The organism is Caballeronia sp. LjRoot34, assembly GCF_964253815.1.
In the GTDB taxonomy this organism is placed as follows: domain Bacteria; phylum Pseudomonadota; class Gammaproteobacteria; order Burkholderiales; family Burkholderiaceae; genus Caballeronia.
In genome coordinates this window covers 600827-617846 of the sequence record NZ_CAXUSB020000003.1, presented here as the reverse complement: position 1 = coordinate 617846, position 17020 = coordinate 600827, and the positions used below count along the sequence as shown (strand labels likewise).

General features: G+C 59.5%; 16 protein-coding genes. 8 read left to right on the top strand and 8 right to left on the bottom strand.

The window, feature by feature from the left end; all coding sequences use genetic code 11:
• Window positions 1-160: 160 nt before the first annotated feature.
• Together ACSQ36_RS33780 and ACSQ36_RS33775 are read left to right on the top strand one after the other, a co-directional pair.
• Window positions 161-1540, top strand: a complete 1380-nt coding sequence (locus ACSQ36_RS33780; RefSeq protein ID WP_436185415.1) for an NAD(P)H-dependent oxidoreductase — start codon at window positions 161-163, stop codon at window positions 1538-1540.
• 73 nt (window positions 1541-1613) lie between these two features.
• A complete protein-coding gene (locus ACSQ36_RS33775) occupies window positions 1614-2918 on the top strand; it encodes an MFS transporter (protein ID WP_213764842.1) in 1305 nt (434 codons plus the stop codon).
• Between the two features lie 176 nt (window positions 2919-3094).
• Here the strand turns inward: ACSQ36_RS33775 and ACSQ36_RS33770 are convergent, their stop codons facing one another.
• Entirely contained in the window at window positions 3095-3670 is a 576-nt protein-coding gene (locus ACSQ36_RS33770; RefSeq protein WP_436185414.1) for an NnrU family protein, read from the bottom strand.
• Window positions 3671-3767: 97 nt separating this feature from the next.
• On the opposite strand from ACSQ36_RS33770, the gene ACSQ36_RS33765 reads away from it, so the two are divergent.
• The 4 genes from ACSQ36_RS33765 (at window position 3768) to ACSQ36_RS33750 (ending at window position 6442) form a co-directional block, all read left to right on the top strand.
• Window positions 3768-4463, top strand: a complete 696-nt coding sequence (locus ACSQ36_RS33765; RefSeq protein WP_436185413.1) for a TetR/AcrR family transcriptional regulator — start codon at window positions 3768-3770, stop codon at window positions 4461-4463.
• 212 nt (window positions 4464-4675) lie between these two features.
• Window positions 4676-5125, top strand: a complete 450-nt coding sequence (locus ACSQ36_RS33760) for a serine hydrolase domain-containing protein (protein WP_436185412.1) — start codon at window positions 4676-4678, stop codon at window positions 5123-5125.
• 364 nt (window positions 5126-5489) lie between these two features.
• On the top strand, window positions 5490-5780 hold the full coding sequence (locus tag ACSQ36_RS33755; protein WP_436185411.1) for a hypothetical protein: 291 nt from the start codon (window positions 5490-5492) through the stop codon (window positions 5778-5780).
• A 116-nt stretch (window positions 5781-5896) separates the two neighbouring features.
• Complete coding sequence (locus tag ACSQ36_RS33750) at window positions 5897-6442, top strand: glutathione peroxidase (protein WP_213764846.1); 546 nt, start codon at window positions 5897-5899, stop codon at window positions 6440-6442.
• Window positions 6443-6734: 292 nt separating this feature from the next.
• Here the strand turns inward: ACSQ36_RS33750 and ACSQ36_RS33745 are convergent, their stop codons facing one another.
• Together ACSQ36_RS33745 and ACSQ36_RS33740 are read right to left on the bottom strand one after the other, a co-directional pair.
• Window positions 6735-7949: an MFS transporter gene (locus ACSQ36_RS33745; protein WP_436185410.1), complete on the bottom strand. Its 1215-nt coding sequence runs from the start codon at window positions 7947-7949 to the stop codon at window positions 6735-6737.
• Between the two features lie 137 nt (window positions 7950-8086).
• On the bottom strand, window positions 8087-8740 hold the full coding sequence (locus ACSQ36_RS33740) for a DsbA family oxidoreductase (protein ID WP_436185409.1): 654 nt from the start codon (window positions 8738-8740) through the stop codon (window positions 8087-8089).
• Between the two features lie 118 nt (window positions 8741-8858).
• On the opposite strand from ACSQ36_RS33740, the gene ACSQ36_RS33735 reads away from it, so the two are divergent.
• Entirely contained in the window at window positions 8859-9782 is a 924-nt protein-coding gene (locus ACSQ36_RS33735; protein WP_436185408.1) for a LysR family transcriptional regulator, read from the top strand.
• Window positions 9783-9847: 65 nt separating this feature from the next.
• Here ACSQ36_RS33735 and ACSQ36_RS33730 read toward each other — a convergent pair whose 3' ends face one another.
• Complete coding sequence (locus tag ACSQ36_RS33730) at window positions 9848-11602, bottom strand: diguanylate cyclase (protein ID WP_436185407.1); 1755 nt, start codon at window positions 11600-11602, stop codon at window positions 9848-9850.
• Window positions 11603-12067: 465 nt separating this feature from the next.
• Between ACSQ36_RS33730 and ACSQ36_RS33725 the strand changes: the two genes are divergently transcribed.
• Window positions 12068-12763, top strand: coding sequence for a mobilization protein (locus ACSQ36_RS33725; protein WP_436185406.1), 696 nt, complete (start codon window positions 12068-12070; stop codon window positions 12761-12763).
• A 189-nt stretch (window positions 12764-12952) separates the two neighbouring features.
• Here ACSQ36_RS33725 and ACSQ36_RS33720 read toward each other — a convergent pair whose 3' ends face one another.
• The 4 genes from ACSQ36_RS33720 to ACSQ36_RS33705 all read right to left on the bottom strand — a co-directional run bounded on the left by ACSQ36_RS33720 (window position 12953) and on the right by ACSQ36_RS33705 (window position 16860).
• Window positions 12953-15205 carry an NADP-dependent isocitrate dehydrogenase gene (locus ACSQ36_RS33720; RefSeq protein ID WP_213764852.1) on the bottom strand — a complete coding sequence of 751 codons (2253 nt, stop codon included), beginning with the start codon at window positions 15203-15205 and terminating at the stop codon, window positions 12953-12955.
• Between the two features lie 399 nt (window positions 15206-15604).
• The gene (locus ACSQ36_RS33715) at window positions 15605-15901 is read right to left on the bottom strand and encodes a 4Fe-4S binding protein (RefSeq protein WP_436185405.1); all 297 of its coding nucleotides are present in this window, start codon (window positions 15899-15901) and stop codon (window positions 15605-15607) included.
• Entirely contained in the window at window positions 15898-16239 is a 342-nt protein-coding gene (locus ACSQ36_RS33710; RefSeq protein WP_436185404.1) for a hypothetical protein, read from the bottom strand. The genes ACSQ36_RS33715 and ACSQ36_RS33710 overlap by 4 nt, the downstream gene beginning before the upstream one ends.
• Window positions 16240-16251: 12 nt before the next feature.
• Window positions 16252-16860: an RNA polymerase sigma factor gene (locus ACSQ36_RS33705; RefSeq protein ID WP_436185403.1), complete on the bottom strand. Its 609-nt coding sequence runs from the start codon at window positions 16858-16860 to the stop codon at window positions 16252-16254.
• Between the last annotated feature and the right edge of the window lie 160 nt (window positions 16861-17020).

The following is a 17020-nucleotide window of genomic DNA, read 5'->3' as shown; positions in this document are numbered from 1 at the left end:
GGATTTTTGCACAGCGCAGTTGTGGAATTGCCCATTCTATTGCAAAAAGCGGGCTGCTATCTTTGACCTCATGTCCTTCCCCGATGAAGGCGCGCGGCTCGATCCCGGCATCACGAACCATGACGAACCGCGATTCAACCGTATGAATAAAGGAGACAGCATGTCGCTTATCGCGAAGCTTGAAGCCCGCGCCCAGGCAGGGCGTCCCGTCAGAGTAGGATTGATCGGCGCCGGCAAATTTGGTTCTATGTATCTGTCGCAGGCGCCGCGTACGCCGGGCATTCATCTGGTCGGCATCGCCGATCTCTCGCCGGCACGGGCACGCAGCGCGATGCAACGTGTCGGCTGGGAAGAAGCGCGTTATTCGGCGAGTTCGTGGGCAGAGGCTTTGCGTAGCGGCTCGACTTTCATCACCGACGACGCCGATGCAATGATCGCAAGCGACCACGTCGATATCGTTATAGACGCAACCGGCAGCCCAGCGGCGGGCATCCATCACGCGCTGCTGTGCTGCAAGCACAAGAAACACATCGTGATGGTCAATGTTGAAGCTGATGTGCTCGCCGGTCCGCTACTTGCACGGCGTGCGGCGGAGGCTGGCATCATCTATTCGATGGCCTCGGGCGATCAGCCGGCATTGATTGCGGAACTGGTGGACTGGGCTCGCACGATCGGCTTTGACGTCATCTGCGCGGGCAAGGGCACTAAGTATTTGCCGGTCTATCATCAGTCGACCCCTGACACCGTCTGGAGCTATTACGGCTTCACGGAACAGCAGGTTGCTTCCGGCGACTTCAACGCGCAGATGTTCAACTCCTTCCTCGACGGCACAAAGTCGGCGCTGGAAATGGCGGCGGTATCGAACGCATGTGATCTGCGTCCGCCCCCTGACGGCCTGGCGTTTCCCGCCTGTGGCGTCGACGACCTGCCTGAGTTGCTGCGCCCGGCCTCCGAGGGCGGAATCCTTCCGCATCGCGGCAGCGTGGAAGTGGTGTCGTCGCTTGAACGCGATGGCCGTCCCGTGTTCCGGGACTTGCGCTGGGGCGTCTACGCCATTTTTGAAGCGCCCTCCGATTACGTCCGCGACTGTTTTGCGCAATACGGTCTCAAGACTGACAAGAGCGGACGTTTCGCCGCCATGTACAAGCCGTATCACCTGATCGGTCTTGAACTCGGGGTATCGATTGCGAGCATTGCGGTGCGCGGTGAGGCAACGGGGGCGACCACGGGCTTCCACGGAGACGTTGCGGCCACCGCGAAGCGTGACCTGCGAGCAGGTGAACGGCTGGACGGCGAGGGTGGTCACACCGTCTACGGCAAGCTGATGCCCGCGGTGGACTCGCTGCTGCAAGGCGCGTTGCCCATTGGCCTCGCGCACAACATGGTGCTGCAGCGCCCGGTCGCGGCAGGGCAAGCGGTTCGCTGGAGCGACGTGGCCTTCGACTCCACCAAGGAAGCCGTGCGCGTGCGTCTGGAGATGGAGGCGCTGTTCCGCAAGGAGTTGGGCGTAGAGGTGGCAGCCGAAAAACTCGCATCTTAAGCATCCCTGATCGATGGTCTGGCGTCCGCCCGGCCGCACTCTATAACGTCCGGCAAAGGACGACGGAGGAGACATGAGCCATATCAGCGAAACCCTTTTGGTGGCGCCCGCGGCGCGTACCGACGTGTATCGCAAGATCGGCTGGCGCATCATGCCGTTCATCGTGCTGTGTTATTTGTGCGGTTATCTTGACCGGGTGAACGTCGGTTTTGCCAAGTTGCAGATGCTCAATGCGCTGCACATGAGCGATGCCGTCTATGGCTTGGGCGCGGGCATCTTCTTCATCGGCTATTTTATTTTCGAAGTACCCAGCAACCTGATCCTGCATCGGGTTGGCGCTCGTCTCTGGATCGCGCGCATCATGATTACGTGGGCCATTATTTCCGCGCTCACGCTGCTGGTGAAAACGCCGATGCAGTTTTACACTGCCCGCTTTTTCCTGGGCGTGGCCGAAGCGGGTTTCTCGCCGGGCATCATGTTGTACCTGACGTATTGGTTTCCCGCGAGAAAACGGGGCTTTGCGCTTGGCGTGTATTACATCGCGATCCCGCTGTCGGGTGTGGTCGGCGGTCCGTTGTCGGGCTGGGTACTCAGCAACTTCAGCCATTCAACCGTCATGGCGGGATGGCAGTGGCTGTTCCTGATCGAAGCAATTCCGGCTCTGCTTTGCGGCATTGCGGTATTAGCCTTGATGGTCGATCGTCCCACGCAGGCGAAGTGGTTGACCGACGATGAGAAAGCGTTGGTCACAGGGGAGATCGACCGGGAGGACTCGGAGAAGACGACGCATCACAATCTTGGCGCCATTCTTTCCGATCGCCACATCTGGAAACTCTGCGCTGTCTACTTCTGCCAGATCATTGGCTTGTACGGCATCAGCTTCTGGTTGCCGTCGATCATCAAGGACTCGGGCTTAAGTGATGTATCGACGATAGGCTGGTTATCGGCCATTCCATACCTTGTCGCCATTCCCGCGATCGTGCTCACTGGAATGAGCTCGGATCGCTTCCGCTCGCGCCGGATGCATTTTTCCGTGCTGGCTGTAATCGGCGCAATCGGATTCGCTGCGAGTGGCTACGTGGGTCACCACCCGACGCTCGCGGTGATCTGGTTGAGCGTGGCGGCTGCGGGCATATTGTCGGCGCTATCGCTGTTCTGGAGCATTCCATCGTCGTTCCTTGCCGGCACTTCCGTGGCTGTCGGAATTGCTGGAATCAACTGCGTGGGCAACCTCGCCGGTTTTGTCTCGCCTTATGCGGTGGGATGGCTCAACGTGACGACGCACGACAATCGCATGGGCTTGTATTTTGTGGCCGCGTGCCTTGTGCTGGGCGCATTGCTGGTGCGAACTATCTCGGGGAAACTCGCGGATCGTTGATCGATACACAGGAGTCCGTCAGTTCTACGCGAACCCACCGCGCGCAAGGCTTATTGGCTTTCGGGGTGGCGGCTTTCCTTCCGCTACGAATCCATCGTGCATCTGAAGCATGAGTCCTCTGAGTGACGCCAATTGCCGACGCGTTACGCGCAGTGAACGTTGAAACCCCGCCGCATTCAGCCGAGCGGCGACACGCCGATCACACGTGCATGGGCCCACAGCAGCACGAACGCGTACAGCCCCAACCCCACGACGACCACGATCACATCGTTCACCGCCGAAGCCGGCGCGGACGGCACCGGGCGGACGTGGGCGCCCCGGCTGACCGAGATCAGGTCTGCCACCGCCCAGCCGAGGAAACCGCCGAACAGCAGCAGATCGTTCAGCGTACCGTTGGCGAGTAAATGCGACACCGCCCACAAGATCACGGCGAGCAACATCGGATTGCGCGACAGGCGTTTAATGCGGCCAGGCAGATAGGCTGCAATCAGCAGAGGAAACACCGGCACCATGAGTAACAGCGCGAGGTGCCGCAGCGCCATCGGCGGCATGTAGATCATGACCGGTATCTGTCGCGCGATGCCGTAACCGTAGAGCATCGCAACGAAACTCGCGATCGACGCCAGCGAATACAGTCCTTTCCACCCGTTCTCGCCCATCCGCCTGGCTTGCGCGTCTCGCCAGCGTGGCGCGACGATGGAGACGGAGTGAATACCGAGGAAAACCAGGAGACCTGCAACGAAGAGTGTCATAGGTTCGCTTGAATGTTGACGATGACAACATTTAAAATAAATGCTGTATCCGCATTCGTCAAGTTAAAATTGACGCCGTCAACATCGGTGAAAACGGATGACCATCAAGAAGATCAGCAAACAAGCCAGACAAGCGAAACACGCATTAACCGACGCAGCCAGGCGTCCGTATCACCACGGCGCATTGCGTGAGGCAATGCTGGAGGCAGCCGAGCGCATCCTCGCCCGCGAGGGCATTGGCGGGCTCACGCTGCGAGCCGCCGCGCGCGAGGCAGGCGCTTCTCACGCCGCGCCCAAGAACCACTTCGACAACGTGACGGGACTGCTCAGCGAGTTGGCCGCCGTAGGATTTCGCCGCTTCGAGCGCCGCCTGCTCGAAGCGACCGCCGCGGCTGCCACTCCCGAGGCGCGGCTTGCCGCCCAGGGACACGCCTACGTTGAGTTCGCGACGCAGTTTCCGGGTCTCTTCATGCTGATGTTTCGCAGCGAACGGCTCGACCTCGGACGGCCGGGTTTGCGCGAAGCGATGAGCGACGCGTTGTCGGTGTTGCGCGCAACGGTCGGGGCGTCACAAGGGCCCGAGGCTCCCTTGCCCACGGACGGCGCCGCGCGGGTAGTCGCGGCCTGGGCACTTGTCCATGGGTTCGCCTTGCTACAGATCGACGGGCGTCTCGACGGCATAGTCCGTAGTTTGCCGGAAGGCATGGACGCAATGGCGCTGCTCGATGTCATTCTTAATGCGGGCGGTGGCCAGCTGAGAAGTAGCGATCCTCTCGCGTGCCAGGAAAGATAAAGGGAACCGACCGCACTTCTTCCGGGTCGATTTATCGTTAGCATTGGAATGAAAATCCAGTGTCAGGAAATTCGATGGTACTTCGTTGACCCGCATCGCGATTCCCTTTAACTTCATTGCGCCAGTGCTTACCGGACTCTTCAAGAAACGCCGCGACCCAATACGACCCAATACGCTTCTCTGACAGTTAACTCGCCATTAAAGGACCAACGATGCTGAAAGAATTGAGTGATTTTGATGCTTTCATGGAGACGCTGGTCCGTGACTGGAACGTTCCGGGTATTGGCGTAAGTATTCTGAAGGACGAAGAGGTCCTGCTCGCCAAGGGATATGGGTATCGCGATCACGCTCAGAAGCTGCCATTTACGCCGGCTACCGGCTTCCCGATTGCGTCGAACACAAAGCTGTTCACCGCCGTGGCGGCGGGCCTGCTGGTCGATCGCGGTCTGCTGAGCTTCGACCGGCCGATCCGCGATTTCGTCCCCAGTTTGAGCTTCTACGATAAATCACTCGATGAAGCGGTCACTCTGCGCGACATGCTGGGTCACCGGACCGGCGTGCCGCGACACGACATGATCTGGTACGAAGCGCATCTGTCGCCGAAGCAATTGTTCGAGCGGATCCGGTACATGAAACCGCCTAAGTCCGAAAACTACGTTTGAGTTTGTGATGGACGGCGGCCGCGTGACTGCATTGAGACACTGGAATTCACACGCCGAGATGATCTTGACGCGTATGCAGGATAACGAAATGATCGATGCCATGGAGGATGACGGGTCGATCTACGATTAGAGCGGGTTTCATTCCTCAACTCGGGCTTCTTGCGGCATCTCCCGATGGCGATTACGCTTTCATCGCCGTCGGGCTGTTATCGTTTTGCCGGGCGTCGTTTTTACAGAAAATATACGGTGGGGAGTGTTCTTTCGACACGGTAATTACCGCGGAAGGTCAACAATACAACCATACCAGGCGATCCGAAGGCAGTACGGTTTTCGCAAGATCGAAACTATAAAAAGCGGGAGTGCTATGACCGGCGATGTTCAGGCTTTGATCGAAGAAATTCGACGCTACGCAGGAAATCGCGCGCAGGACGTGATGCGTGGCGCGGAAACGCCGGCGTTGGCTGCAGTGATGATCGAGAAATTCGGTGAAGGTCTGGTTAAGGCGGGATACTTGCTGGGAGTCGAGCGGGCCGATGAACTCAAGCATGAAATCGATCGTCTGGTACGCGAGGTCGACGTGCAATACCCCACGCATCTTCAATACCGCTTTGAAGCGCGTCCTGCGGGACTGGCCATCAACGGCACGGCCCACTGAAGAGAATGGGCGACCTCTGCAGCCACTGACGGTTCCGGAGTAGGATAGATCGCGCTTAATCACATTCCCGGATGCGCCTGATCCCTGATTGTTCCCTTTCTCCACTGAGTCAAAACATGAGCCAGACAATCTACGATATTCCCGTGAAATCCATCGACGGCGCGGCGCTTACGCTTGAGCCGTTCAAGGGCAAGGTCTTGTTGATCGTAAACGTAGCTTCCAAGTGCGGGCTCACGCCGCAATATGAAGCCCTGGAGAAACTCTATGAGGACAAGCAGGCCGAAGGCCTGGAAGTACTGGGCTTCCCGGCGAACAACTTCAAGGGTCAGGAACCAGGCAGTGACGCCGAGATCAAGGAATTTTGCAGCCTGACCTACGACGTGAAATTCCCGATGTTTTCGAAAGTATCAGTGGTCGGCGCCGACCAGCATCCGCTGTACAAGACGCTGACCAGCACGCAGCCGGACACGACCGGCGACGGCCCGTTTCGCGAGCGGCTCAAAGGCTACGGCATTGAGCCCAACCCGGCGCCTGATGTGTTGTGGAACTTCGAGAAATTCTTGATTGGCAAGGACGGCCATGTAGTGGGCCGTTTCTCTCCGGATGTCACGGCAGATGATCCGCGTCTGCTTGAGGCGATTCAAACCGCATTGTCGAACTAAGCTAAGCGGCGGTTCAGCCGCGCTATTGCGGCTGTGCGGTGAGATCGCCGGCAGGGCCGGCGATCTCACCGCACAGCGACTGACGTTCGAACGGATTGAGACCGCACGCAACAAGCACGATCTGTTGATCGTCTTCTTCTCTGTAAGCGCGAATAGCGCTTACTTTGCTTCATCATGCCAAGCTCGCAGTCCACGAGTTGATTGCCATACAACGTGCGTTCCGGCACCGCTTGTAGCGTGCTTACATTATCACGCCAGCGCCCCCGCCATTGCGAGGAGCGCTCAACTCCGTTCAAGCCGTTGCCACTGCAACCGACCTGCCGACCGTCAGGTAATGGATCAGGGCGATGATCGGGAAAACGCTCGCCACCGTCGCGGTCAACGTCCATCCACCATGGTCATACAAGCTGCTGGCAAGCGCTGATCCAATCGCGCCGCCAATGAAGATGCTGGTCATATAAAGCGCATTCAGACGGTTCCGGCTGGCCGCATGCAACGCATAGATCTCGCGCTGGCCGAGCACCATGTTCATCTGCACGGCGAAGTCCAACACAACGCCGGTCACAACCAGTCCGCCCACGCCCCACGCAGGATGAATCAGCGACGGCGTGAACGCGAGCGCGCCGACCACAAGGGCAATCAACGTAGCGCGGACCGAGTGCCCGGCGTCGGCAAGCCGTCCTGCCACGGGTGCGGACGTCGCGCCTATCGCGCCGACCAGCGCGAACACGGCGATCGCATTCTGCGACAGGCCGTAATGACGTGTCAGCTCGATCGGGACCGCAGTCCAGAAGAGGCTGAACGTGGCAAACATCAGCCCTTGATACAGCGCGCGATGACGCAGTATGGGTAACGTCACAACCAGTTCGCCAAGTGAATGGATCAACTGAAAATAGGTTGCCTGATGCGAGGGTTGGCGGCGTGGGATTGTCAACGCCAGGACCGTCGTCACTATCGCCATCAACACCGCCGCCGAGCCGAATACGGCGCGCCAGCCGAAATGACCGGCCACCACGCTTGAGATCGGACGTGACAGCAATATGCCGAGCAGAAGCCCGCTCATGATGTTGCCGACCACGCGGCCACGCGATTCGTCGGGCGCAAGATGCGCGGCCAGCGGGATCAGGATCTGCACCGCAACCGAACTGAAACCGACCAGCAACGAGACCGCGAGGAACGCGTTCGGCTGACGCGTGACGGCTGCCAGCGCGAGACTGAAGATCGAGACAATGGCTGTCGTGATCATCAGCTTGCGGTTCTCCAGCAGATCGCCGAGCGGCACCAGGAAGAACAGTCCGAATGCGTAGCCGATCTGCGTGAGGGAGACGATCAGGCTTGCCGCACCGCCCGACAAGTGGATGTCCGGTGCGATGAGCTCGGTGATCGGTTGCGCATAGTAGAGATTGGCGACAATCGCGCCGCAGCAGAACGCGAATAGCGCGATCATGCCCTGGGTTAGCTTGACTGTGCCGCCGTTCTGGTCGGCAGCAGGTGCGTTAGGCGTCATGTGATGGATCCTTCAGTGGCTGAAATTGGTACTGATGTTCGATGTTCATCGGGCGGTTCAGAGCGACGTGCCAAGGTCGGTCATGCGGCTACCGGGCTGAAGCTGCGCGCGTTCCCAACGCAGCTTCACTGACGTATTCATGCGGCGCTCCGTTCGAGCGCCGCCCGCAGCGCGCCGGCGAATACCGCCGGCGGTTGCGCACCGCTTATCGCTTCGCCCGCGATGAACACCGTCGGCACCGAACGAATGCCGTGTTGTTGCGCGAGCCGCTGCGCTTCGCCGACCTTTGCAAGACCTCGACCTTGCGTCAGGTAGTCCTCTGCCGCCTTAGCATCGAAGCCGGTTTTCGCTGCAATCTCGACCAACGTGCCGGGCAGGCCAATATCGCGTCCCTCCGAGAAGTACGCGACGAAAATCGACTGGTAGAGCGCTTTGGTCTTGTGCGCGTCGCCGGTACTCAACGCGTACTGCATCAACTGATGGGCGAGGCGTGTGTTCGGCGTTCTGCTGAGCTTGTCGTAGTTGAACTGCGCGCCGGCAGCCAGGCCCGTCGCCGCGACCTGCGCGTCCATGCCTTGCGAGCGCACCCAACTGCCGAACTTGGCCGTCCGGTATTCGCGCCGGTCCATTCCGTCGGGAGGCATCGCCGGGTTCAGTTCGAACGGCACATATTCGATTGAGACGGGCACCGGCAGGTTGGCGCTGCGAATTCCGGATGCAAGATTCAGGTGGCCGATCCAGCACCACGGACAAATGAAGTCGTAGTAGACAGAGATCTCGATGGCTTGCACGGTGGGCTCCTGAGGAAGATTACGCACAGGATATCGATTGCGATTCGTTAGTAGAATACGTTCGCAGAGCAATCTCGCGTTGCGTGCCACGCAACGCCAAGACAGCGGAGCCATCAAAGTGGACAAACTGGTTGCATTGACTACCTTGCTGGAAGTGGCCGAGGCCGGCGGCTTTTCCAAGGCCGCCCAGCGCCTGGGGGTGGCCACTTCGTCGGTGACGCGCCTGATGGACGCGCTCGAAGCATCGCTTGGGACAGCGTTGCTCACGCGGACCACGCGGCGCGTCAGCCTTACCGACGCCGGCACCGCGTACGTCGAGCAAATCAGCAAGGTGCTGGACGACCTCGCTGAAGCCGACGACAGCATCTTCGACAGCGGCGCGGCGCCCGTTGGCGCGCTGCGCATCTCCGTGCCTACGGCATATAGCCGCCTGTGCCTGGCGCCGCACCTTACTACTTTCCTGAGTGAGTATCCCCGTGTGGTTCTCGACGTGGTGGTCGCTGACCACTATGTAGACCTGGCCGCAGAACGTATCGATGTCGCGATTCGAATCGGCTTGCCCTCACGCGATGAAAACCTGGTCGTCAGGAAGCTGGCCGACAACAAGCGTTTTGTCGTGGCGAGCCATGAGTACCTGGAGCGGCACGGCATACCTGCTGAACCGCAGGCGCTGGCTAGCCACGAATGCCTGCGCTTCTCGTATGGCGGACCCCATCGGGCTACAAGGCAGGTGTGGACGTTTCGGCACGGAGCCGAAGAAGAACGGGTCGAAGTGCGAGGAAACCTGATTGCCAATAACCCCGACGTGCTGTTCGAAGCCGTCCTCGCGGGCAGGGGCATTGCACTGCTGCCCGAGTGGCTGGTGGCGGGGGAGATCGGTGCCGGTCACTTGCTGCGCCTCTTTGAAAACACCGAGGTCAATCCGCATGCGGGCGATTCGGTGGTCTACGCCGCTTACCTGCCGAATCGCCGCCATTCGAGCAAGGTGCGCACCTTCGTACAGTTCCTCGCTGTACGCGTGCGAACAACCATGGTGGAATGATAGACAGCAGGCACTCTCGCGCTGCATGGGCGTCCGCGACCGCTGCACGCTCCTCGCAGTCGATGCTAGTGGCTTGTCGAGTTTTCGATGTCCGACACAATACAGTTGCGGCCGCCCAGCTTGGCGCTGTAAAGCAGCTTGTCGGCGCGTAGCAGAAGGGCGTCGAGCGTCTCACGCCCGGTTTGCGAAGCCAGCGAGATCCCGAAGCTCAACGTGACTGTAAAGCGGACACCATCCAGTTCCAGCACCGTGGACGCCAGACGCCGTCGCAGTTCGTTGGCGGTGGCAATGGCTTCGCCGGCATCATCGACCTTTGTCAGCACCGCGAACTCCTCGCCGCCGAGGCGTGCCACGATGTCCGGCTGATGCCATATCTCGCTGCATAGTCTTCCAATCGTCTGCAGCGCGAGATCACCGGCGGCGTGGCCCAGGGTGTCGTTGATCTCCTTGAAGCGGTCCGCGTCGAACGTGATCAGGACCTGCTTGGCTTGCGTTCCCGCGCGCTTGCTTAGCGTTGCGGTCGCCTTGCGTTCGAACGCGCGGCGGTTGAGCAAACGGGTCAGGAAGTCGGTGTCGGCAACGGTCTCGAGTTCGCGCAGCAGGATATTGCGCTCGTGCTCCAGCCGCATTTTTTCGATGCTGTTTTCCTTCAACACCAGGATCGCGTGAAACAGGTTGCGGATCTCAAACGGGTGTTCACCGTGAGGGATGGGCGTCTCGAGCTTTCCATCGGCGATCGCCATGATGATGTCCGCAGCTTCAATGAACGGCTGGACGAACCGCCGCCTGAAGTACACGGACGCAATCAGCAACAGGTAGAGAACGCCCGCAGTGCCCGTTGTGCTCGCAACCAGCAACATCAGCGAATCGTTACGATGTCCTTTGACTTCGTTTCCGGCCAGGTCCAGCACGTAGTCGCGAAACTGCGCGATGGGCTGCATGGTCGGCACATAATCAGCGGCCAGTTCGGCAGCCGTGAGATTGACTCCTTCCGGGCGCGTTGCCATTGCGCGGACGCGCGCAATGTAGCTCAGGCCAGTGTCGTAATAGACGCTGGTGAGTCGCTGATAGGTAGCGGCGCCGATCGGTGTATGTTCTACGCGCGCCGCTATCAGGCCGCGCAATTCATCTATACGTCCTTTAGCCCGTTCTTGCGCGAATAATTCAGTTTCACTCAAGGGCCGGTGAGCGGTCAGCGCCGCAGTGAAGGTCGACCCCAGAAGCCCCGCCTGTTCACGAAGTTGAGCGGACAACCGGGCGATCAATATGCAATTCAGTGCGTTGGGGTCGCCCCGCACAATGCCCGCCGCGCTGGCATTAGCCAGCGGCCCGAAATTGGGAATGACGGCGACCATCTGGTTGACCGCGCTTAGGACGGCATCATGGCCACGTTGTTCGATGGGCTGAGCGATGAGGCCGTCGACTTGCTTGCGGGCGGCAACAAGCTGCGCTTGCACTATATCTACGGACGCGCGTTCAATCTTGCAGCCGGGACACGCCTGACTTGTGATCAGTGAGCGCAACACTGCCAGGCGGTGGTCGCTTTCGGCACGCGCGTTGATTAAGGGAAGTCGCAGAGACGGCGCACTGCGCGCGTCTGCGCCGAGCGCGCCGTTAGTGGGGCCGCGTTCTGCCGATACGCTTTCCATGGCGAGCAACGCGGCGCGAAAGAGGTCTAACGATTGAGCCCCATTCTCCGCCAGTGAATAGGCGCGTAATTTATGCAGGAGCAAAGGCGTCGCAAGGCTCAAGACCAGCACGCACAGGGCGGCTGTTGTCAGCTTGAGTCGCTTGGCAAGCAAGATCCGGGTTGAGGGCATTTTTGTTAATTCGCAGCAGGTCGCTTGCCTGGCACATTCTTAAAACAGGGCGACTTATTGCAGCCGGTGATTCAACATACCGCAGCCCGCCGGAATCGTCTACTCGGACAAAACACGATCATTAGACTGTTTTCTTTCGGAAAAACCGGTGAATTATCTATCGGGAACCGCGGAGCTGTTGTCGGGGGAAATTTGATCGTAGATGCTTTCTCTTGGTTAACGGCACGTTAGCCCCTTTATTTAGCGGTGCGGGCATGGGTCATGTGCGGTCGTATCATTCATGCGGACCGCTCCAAGCCCGGCTTCCGTCTGATTTAACAATTCCATGCGAGAGCACCGCATGCTGCTGTCACGCATTTCTTTTCCGTGTAGCCTGAGTCGCCGTTACCCGAGTCGCTATTACGTCATCGAAACTCGATATTCTTGTTTTCACCCAGCCCGCTCCTCGACAAAGGATTCGCATAAATGAGCTACATCCACTTCATCGGTGGCGAAAAAGGAGGCGTCGGCAAATCGCTCGTCGCCCGCGTATTAGCCCAGTATTTTGTCGATCGGAACATCCCGTTCACGGGTTTCGACACCGACAAATCGCACGGCGCGTTATTGCGCTTCTATGCGGATTTTGCTGCACCAGCCGTGCTTGATCGTCACGATAGCCTGGACCCCATCATTGAACATGCGCTTGAGGATCCTCAGCGGCGCATCCTGGTTGATCTTGCCGCGCAGACACAGCAGTCTCTCGGGAAATGGCTCGACGACGCGGACATTATTGATCTCGCGCAAGAGCATGGCCTGACGCTGACCTGGTGGCATGTGATGGACGCCGGGCGCGATTCGGTCGACCTGCTGCGGCAGTGGCTCGATCAGTTCGGCGGACGGATCAAGCTGGTCATCGTGCTGAATGAGGTTCGTGGGGACCGGTTCGAGATTCTCGAAGCGTCAGGGGAACTCGCCCGGGCCAAAGCGCTGGGTGCCAGTGTGATCAGCCTGCGGCGCCTGCCCGATACCACCATGCAGAAAATCGATCAGCATGGCGTTAGTTTTTGGGCGGCCGTTAATCATCCGGATCGAGCAGCTTCCGGGCTTGGTTTGCTGGAGCGGCAGCGCGTCAAGGTGTGGTTGAATCGCGCTTACGCGGAAATGGGTAGTCTGGCGTTGTAGTGGAGGAGATCGGCCGGGAACGGAAGCAGCCCGGCCGCCAAACAATAGATAGTTATACGAACTAAACGGGACGAAAACCAGCGCGGAGAATCCTGTTGAACTATCCGCGCCGATGCCCGCAAGAAACCACACCGTTCACGCTTTCTTCCGGTCGATGCCGGAAGAAAGCGATCAACGGCTATACACCAATCAGCCCTTCAACGCTTCAGCCTGAGCTGCCGCCAGTACAGCGTTGAGCGTCTTGCTCGGACGCATGACCGACTCCAGCTTTTCAAAGTCAGGCTTGTAGTAGCCGCCAATGTCCGCCGCTTGACCCTGGACCGCCGACAACTCACCCACGATGGTCTTCTCGTCCGCCGTCAATTGCTTCGCCAACGGCGCGAACTGAGCCGCCAGGCCAGCATCTTCCGTCTGGGCTGCCAGTTCCTGCGCCCAGTACATCGCGAGATAGAACTGGCTGCCGCGATTGTCCAGTTGTCCGGTCTTGGGCGACGGGTTCTTGTTGTTCTCCAGCAGTTGCCCCGTGGCGGCATCGAGTGTCTTGGCCAGGACCTTGGCCTGCGCATTGCCGGTCTTCAGTCCCAAGTCTTCCAGCGACACCGCCAGCGCCAGGAATTCACCCAGCGAATCCCAGCGCAAATGGTTTTCTTCCACCAGTTGCTTGACGTGCTTCGGCGCCGAACCGCCTGCGCCGGTTTCATACATGCCGCCACCCGCCATCAACGGGACAATGGAAAGCATCTTGGCGCTGGTGCCTAGTTCCATGATCGGGAACAGGTCGGTCAGGTAGTCACGCAAGATATTGCCCGTGACCGAGATCGTGTCCAGCCCGCGAATGACGCGCTCCAGCGTGTAACGCATCGCGCGCACTTGCGACATGATCTGGATGTCCAGGCCGCTGGTGTCGTGATCCTTCAAGTAGGTCTCGACCTTCTTGATCACTTCGGCTTCGTGCGGACGGTACGGGTCCAGCCAGAAAATGGCCGGCATGCCGGAGTTGCGGGCACGCGTGACCGCCAGCTTCACCCAGTCGCGGATCGGCGCGTCCTTGGCCTGGCACATGCGCCAGATGTCGCCTTCTTCCACGTTTTGCGTCAGCAGCACTTCACCCGTGGCGATGTCGACAATGCGCGCCTCGCCCGCTTCCGGTATTTCGAAGGTCTTGTCGTGCGAGCCGTATTCCTCGGCCTGCTGAGCCATCAGCCCGACGTTGGGCACCGTGCCCATCGTGACCGGGTCGAAGTTGCCGTTGGTCTTGCAGAAGTTGATGATTTCCTGATAGATCCGCGCAAACGTGCTCTCAGGAATCACCGCCTTCGTGTCCTTCGGACGACCGTCGGCGCCCCACATCTTGCCGCCAATGCGGATCATGGCCGGCATCGATGCATCCACGATGATGTCGTTGGGCGCATGCAGGTTCGAGATGCCCTTGGCGGAATCCACCATCGCCAGTTCAGGACGGTGCTCATGGCACGCATGCATGTCGCGGATGATTTCTTCGTGCTTGGAAGCCGGCAGGCTTTCCAGCTTGTCGTACAGGTTGACGAGGCCGTTGTTGACGTTCACGCCCAGCTCGTCGAACAGCTTGCCGTGTTTCTCAAAGGCTTCCTTGTAGAAGATCTTCACGGCATGACCGAAGACGATGGGGTGCGAGACCTTCATCATCGTGGCCTTCACGTGCAGCGAGAACATCACGCCGGTCTTGCGCGCGTCTTCCATCTGTTCTTCGTAGAAGTCGCACAGCGCCTTCTTGCTCATGAACATGCTGTCGATGATCTCGCCGTCCAGCAACGAGACCTTCGGCTTGAGCACAATGGTCTTGCCGCTTTGCGTAACCAGTTCCATCTTCACGTCGCGAGCCTTCGCAACAGTCATGGACTTTTCGCCATGATAGAAGTCGCCATGCTTCATGTGCGCCACGTGGGTGCGCGAAGCCATGCTCCACTCGCCCATGCTATGCGGGTTCTTGCGGGCGTAGTTCTTGACGGCTGCGGGCGCGCGGCGGTCCGAGTTGCCTTCGCGAAGCACCGGGTTCACGGCGCTGCCCAGGCACTTGGAATAACGCAGGCGGATCGCCTTCTCGGCGTCGGTCTTCGGTTCCTCAGGGAAATCCGGGACCTTGTAGCCCTTGCCCTGCAGTTCCTTGATCGCGCTGATCAACTGGTGCTGGGATGCGCTGATGTTGGGCAGCTTGATGATGTTGGTGTCAGGCAGCAGCGTCAGGCGGCCGAGTTCGGCCAGATTGTCCGGCACTCGTTGCTCTTCGGTCAGGAATTCCGGGAATTCGCCCAGGATACGGCCAGCGACCGAGATGTCGCTGGTGGTGACACGAATTCCGGCCGGCGCGGTGAACGTGCGGATGATCGGAAGGAAGGCGCTCGTCGCCAGCAGCGGGGCCTCGTCGGTGAGGGTGTAGATGATCGTAGGTTGCTCGGTACTCATCGCTAGTCTCAAGAAAAATGGGTTGGGGGCGCCGCCGGCTGCGTCAACGACCGGGGTTAACCATCGAATTTTGCCTGATTTTGCTTTCAAGAGGGCTGAACCGACCCTGCGTTTCGCATTGCAACCCGCAAATTGAGGGTTTTTAATGCTGTCGCGAAGGGTTGTGGAGCGTTCCGGGTCACCCCGCTGACGCGCTTAAGCACCTAAATTTAAAGACTAAATTGCTAAGCCGATTGCTTGAGCCGCCGTTTGCGGCCGCCTTGGAACGCTAATGACGGCACGCGCAAAAAAATCAGCGAAAAGCTTGGGGCCTGGCATGGCGCCGGGTCCGCAAGACCGGAAAATGCCCGGCGCCGGCGCGATCAGGACAATTGGTTTGTCCGCTTCAGCGCGGCGTTTTTAACTCATCCGGGCCAAGGTAATGGCCCGTTCGGGACACGCGGTCACGCATAAGCCGCATGCCCGGCATGCATCGGCGTTCGGTGTGTAAGCGACCTTCATGCCGTGCACACGCAGCTTGAATTTCTGCAATGGCCCTAGGCGCTGATAGTCGGCGGTATCGATCCGGCGGATGTCGAAGACGTTCTCGGGACACACGACCGCGCAATCGGCCTTGCCCTCGCAGCGGTTGAAGTTCACAACGGGCACGATCACGCCCGGCGCCTGTTTGCATGCGGATGCCGGCGTATTGCTCATACCGTATCCCCTTGCGGCTCTTGCGGCTCTTGCGGCGCTTGCGGCTTGCCGCGCCCGCAGCGCATGCCCTTCTGAAACTTCTCGCGCTCCTCCGGTGTCATCTGTTCCCACCTGCGCCAGTGCTGACGTCCACGCCAGCCGCCATGCCCCCGGAATCCGCCGAACAGGATCCGGCTCAGGATCAACAGCCCCAGCGCATGGGCAAAATCGATTGCGCGAGCCCCGACGAACAGCGCCGGGACAACCCAGTTCCATAGGGTCATCACCATCCATCCCAGCACCGCAATGCCCACGATCACCAGCAATGCCTTGCTTAGGAATCTCAGTCTGAAACTCATCTGCCTTCTCCTTTAAATATCCAGTTCGTCGTAGACGGCTTGCAAGCGGGCGCGCAGATGCAGCACCGCATAACGCTTGCGCGCCAGCAGCGTGTTAAGAGCCACGCCAGTTTCCAAAGCCAGTGCCTTGAAGCTGCGGCCCTCGATCTCGTGGGCGATGAAAATGTCGCGCTGGTTTTCCGGCAATTCGTCGAGCGCGTGTTGCAGGGCCGCCAGGAGCACCGACCGGGCATAGGCGGCTTCCGGTCCGGCATCGTGTGCGGGGAGCGTCAGATCAAGCCGGTATTCGTCGTCGACGGCATCGGCGTTATCGCTGGCCGCGTTGGCCGCGCTGGCCCCGGCTGTCTCGCTCAGAGGCTGCTCTTTCTTCTTGCGAAAGCGGTCGATGATGCGGTTGCGCGCCACGCGAAACAGCCATGCGCTGACTTGTTCAATAGGTTCGGGAAGCCGGTACGCCTGAACGAACTCGTGAAGCACGTCTTGCAGGATGTCTTCGGCATCGCCTGGATCACGCACGCGACGCCGGATGAAGTTTCCGAGTTTCGTACGCTCACGCAAGACGGTCGCGGTGATGTCGCTGTCTCTATCGATCATCGGGTTCGTCGTCGGCGGCTGTTCCATACAGGTGAAGACGTTTCACGATCGGGAATATTGTGGCCGGCACGAAAAAATTTGGCGTGAGGGTCGATGGACGCATAGGCATGGGCGCCCGCGACGCGAAACGACAGGAGACCACGATTTTGTCCGCGGCGGTGAAACTGATGTTTGGCGGGGGCCAGGG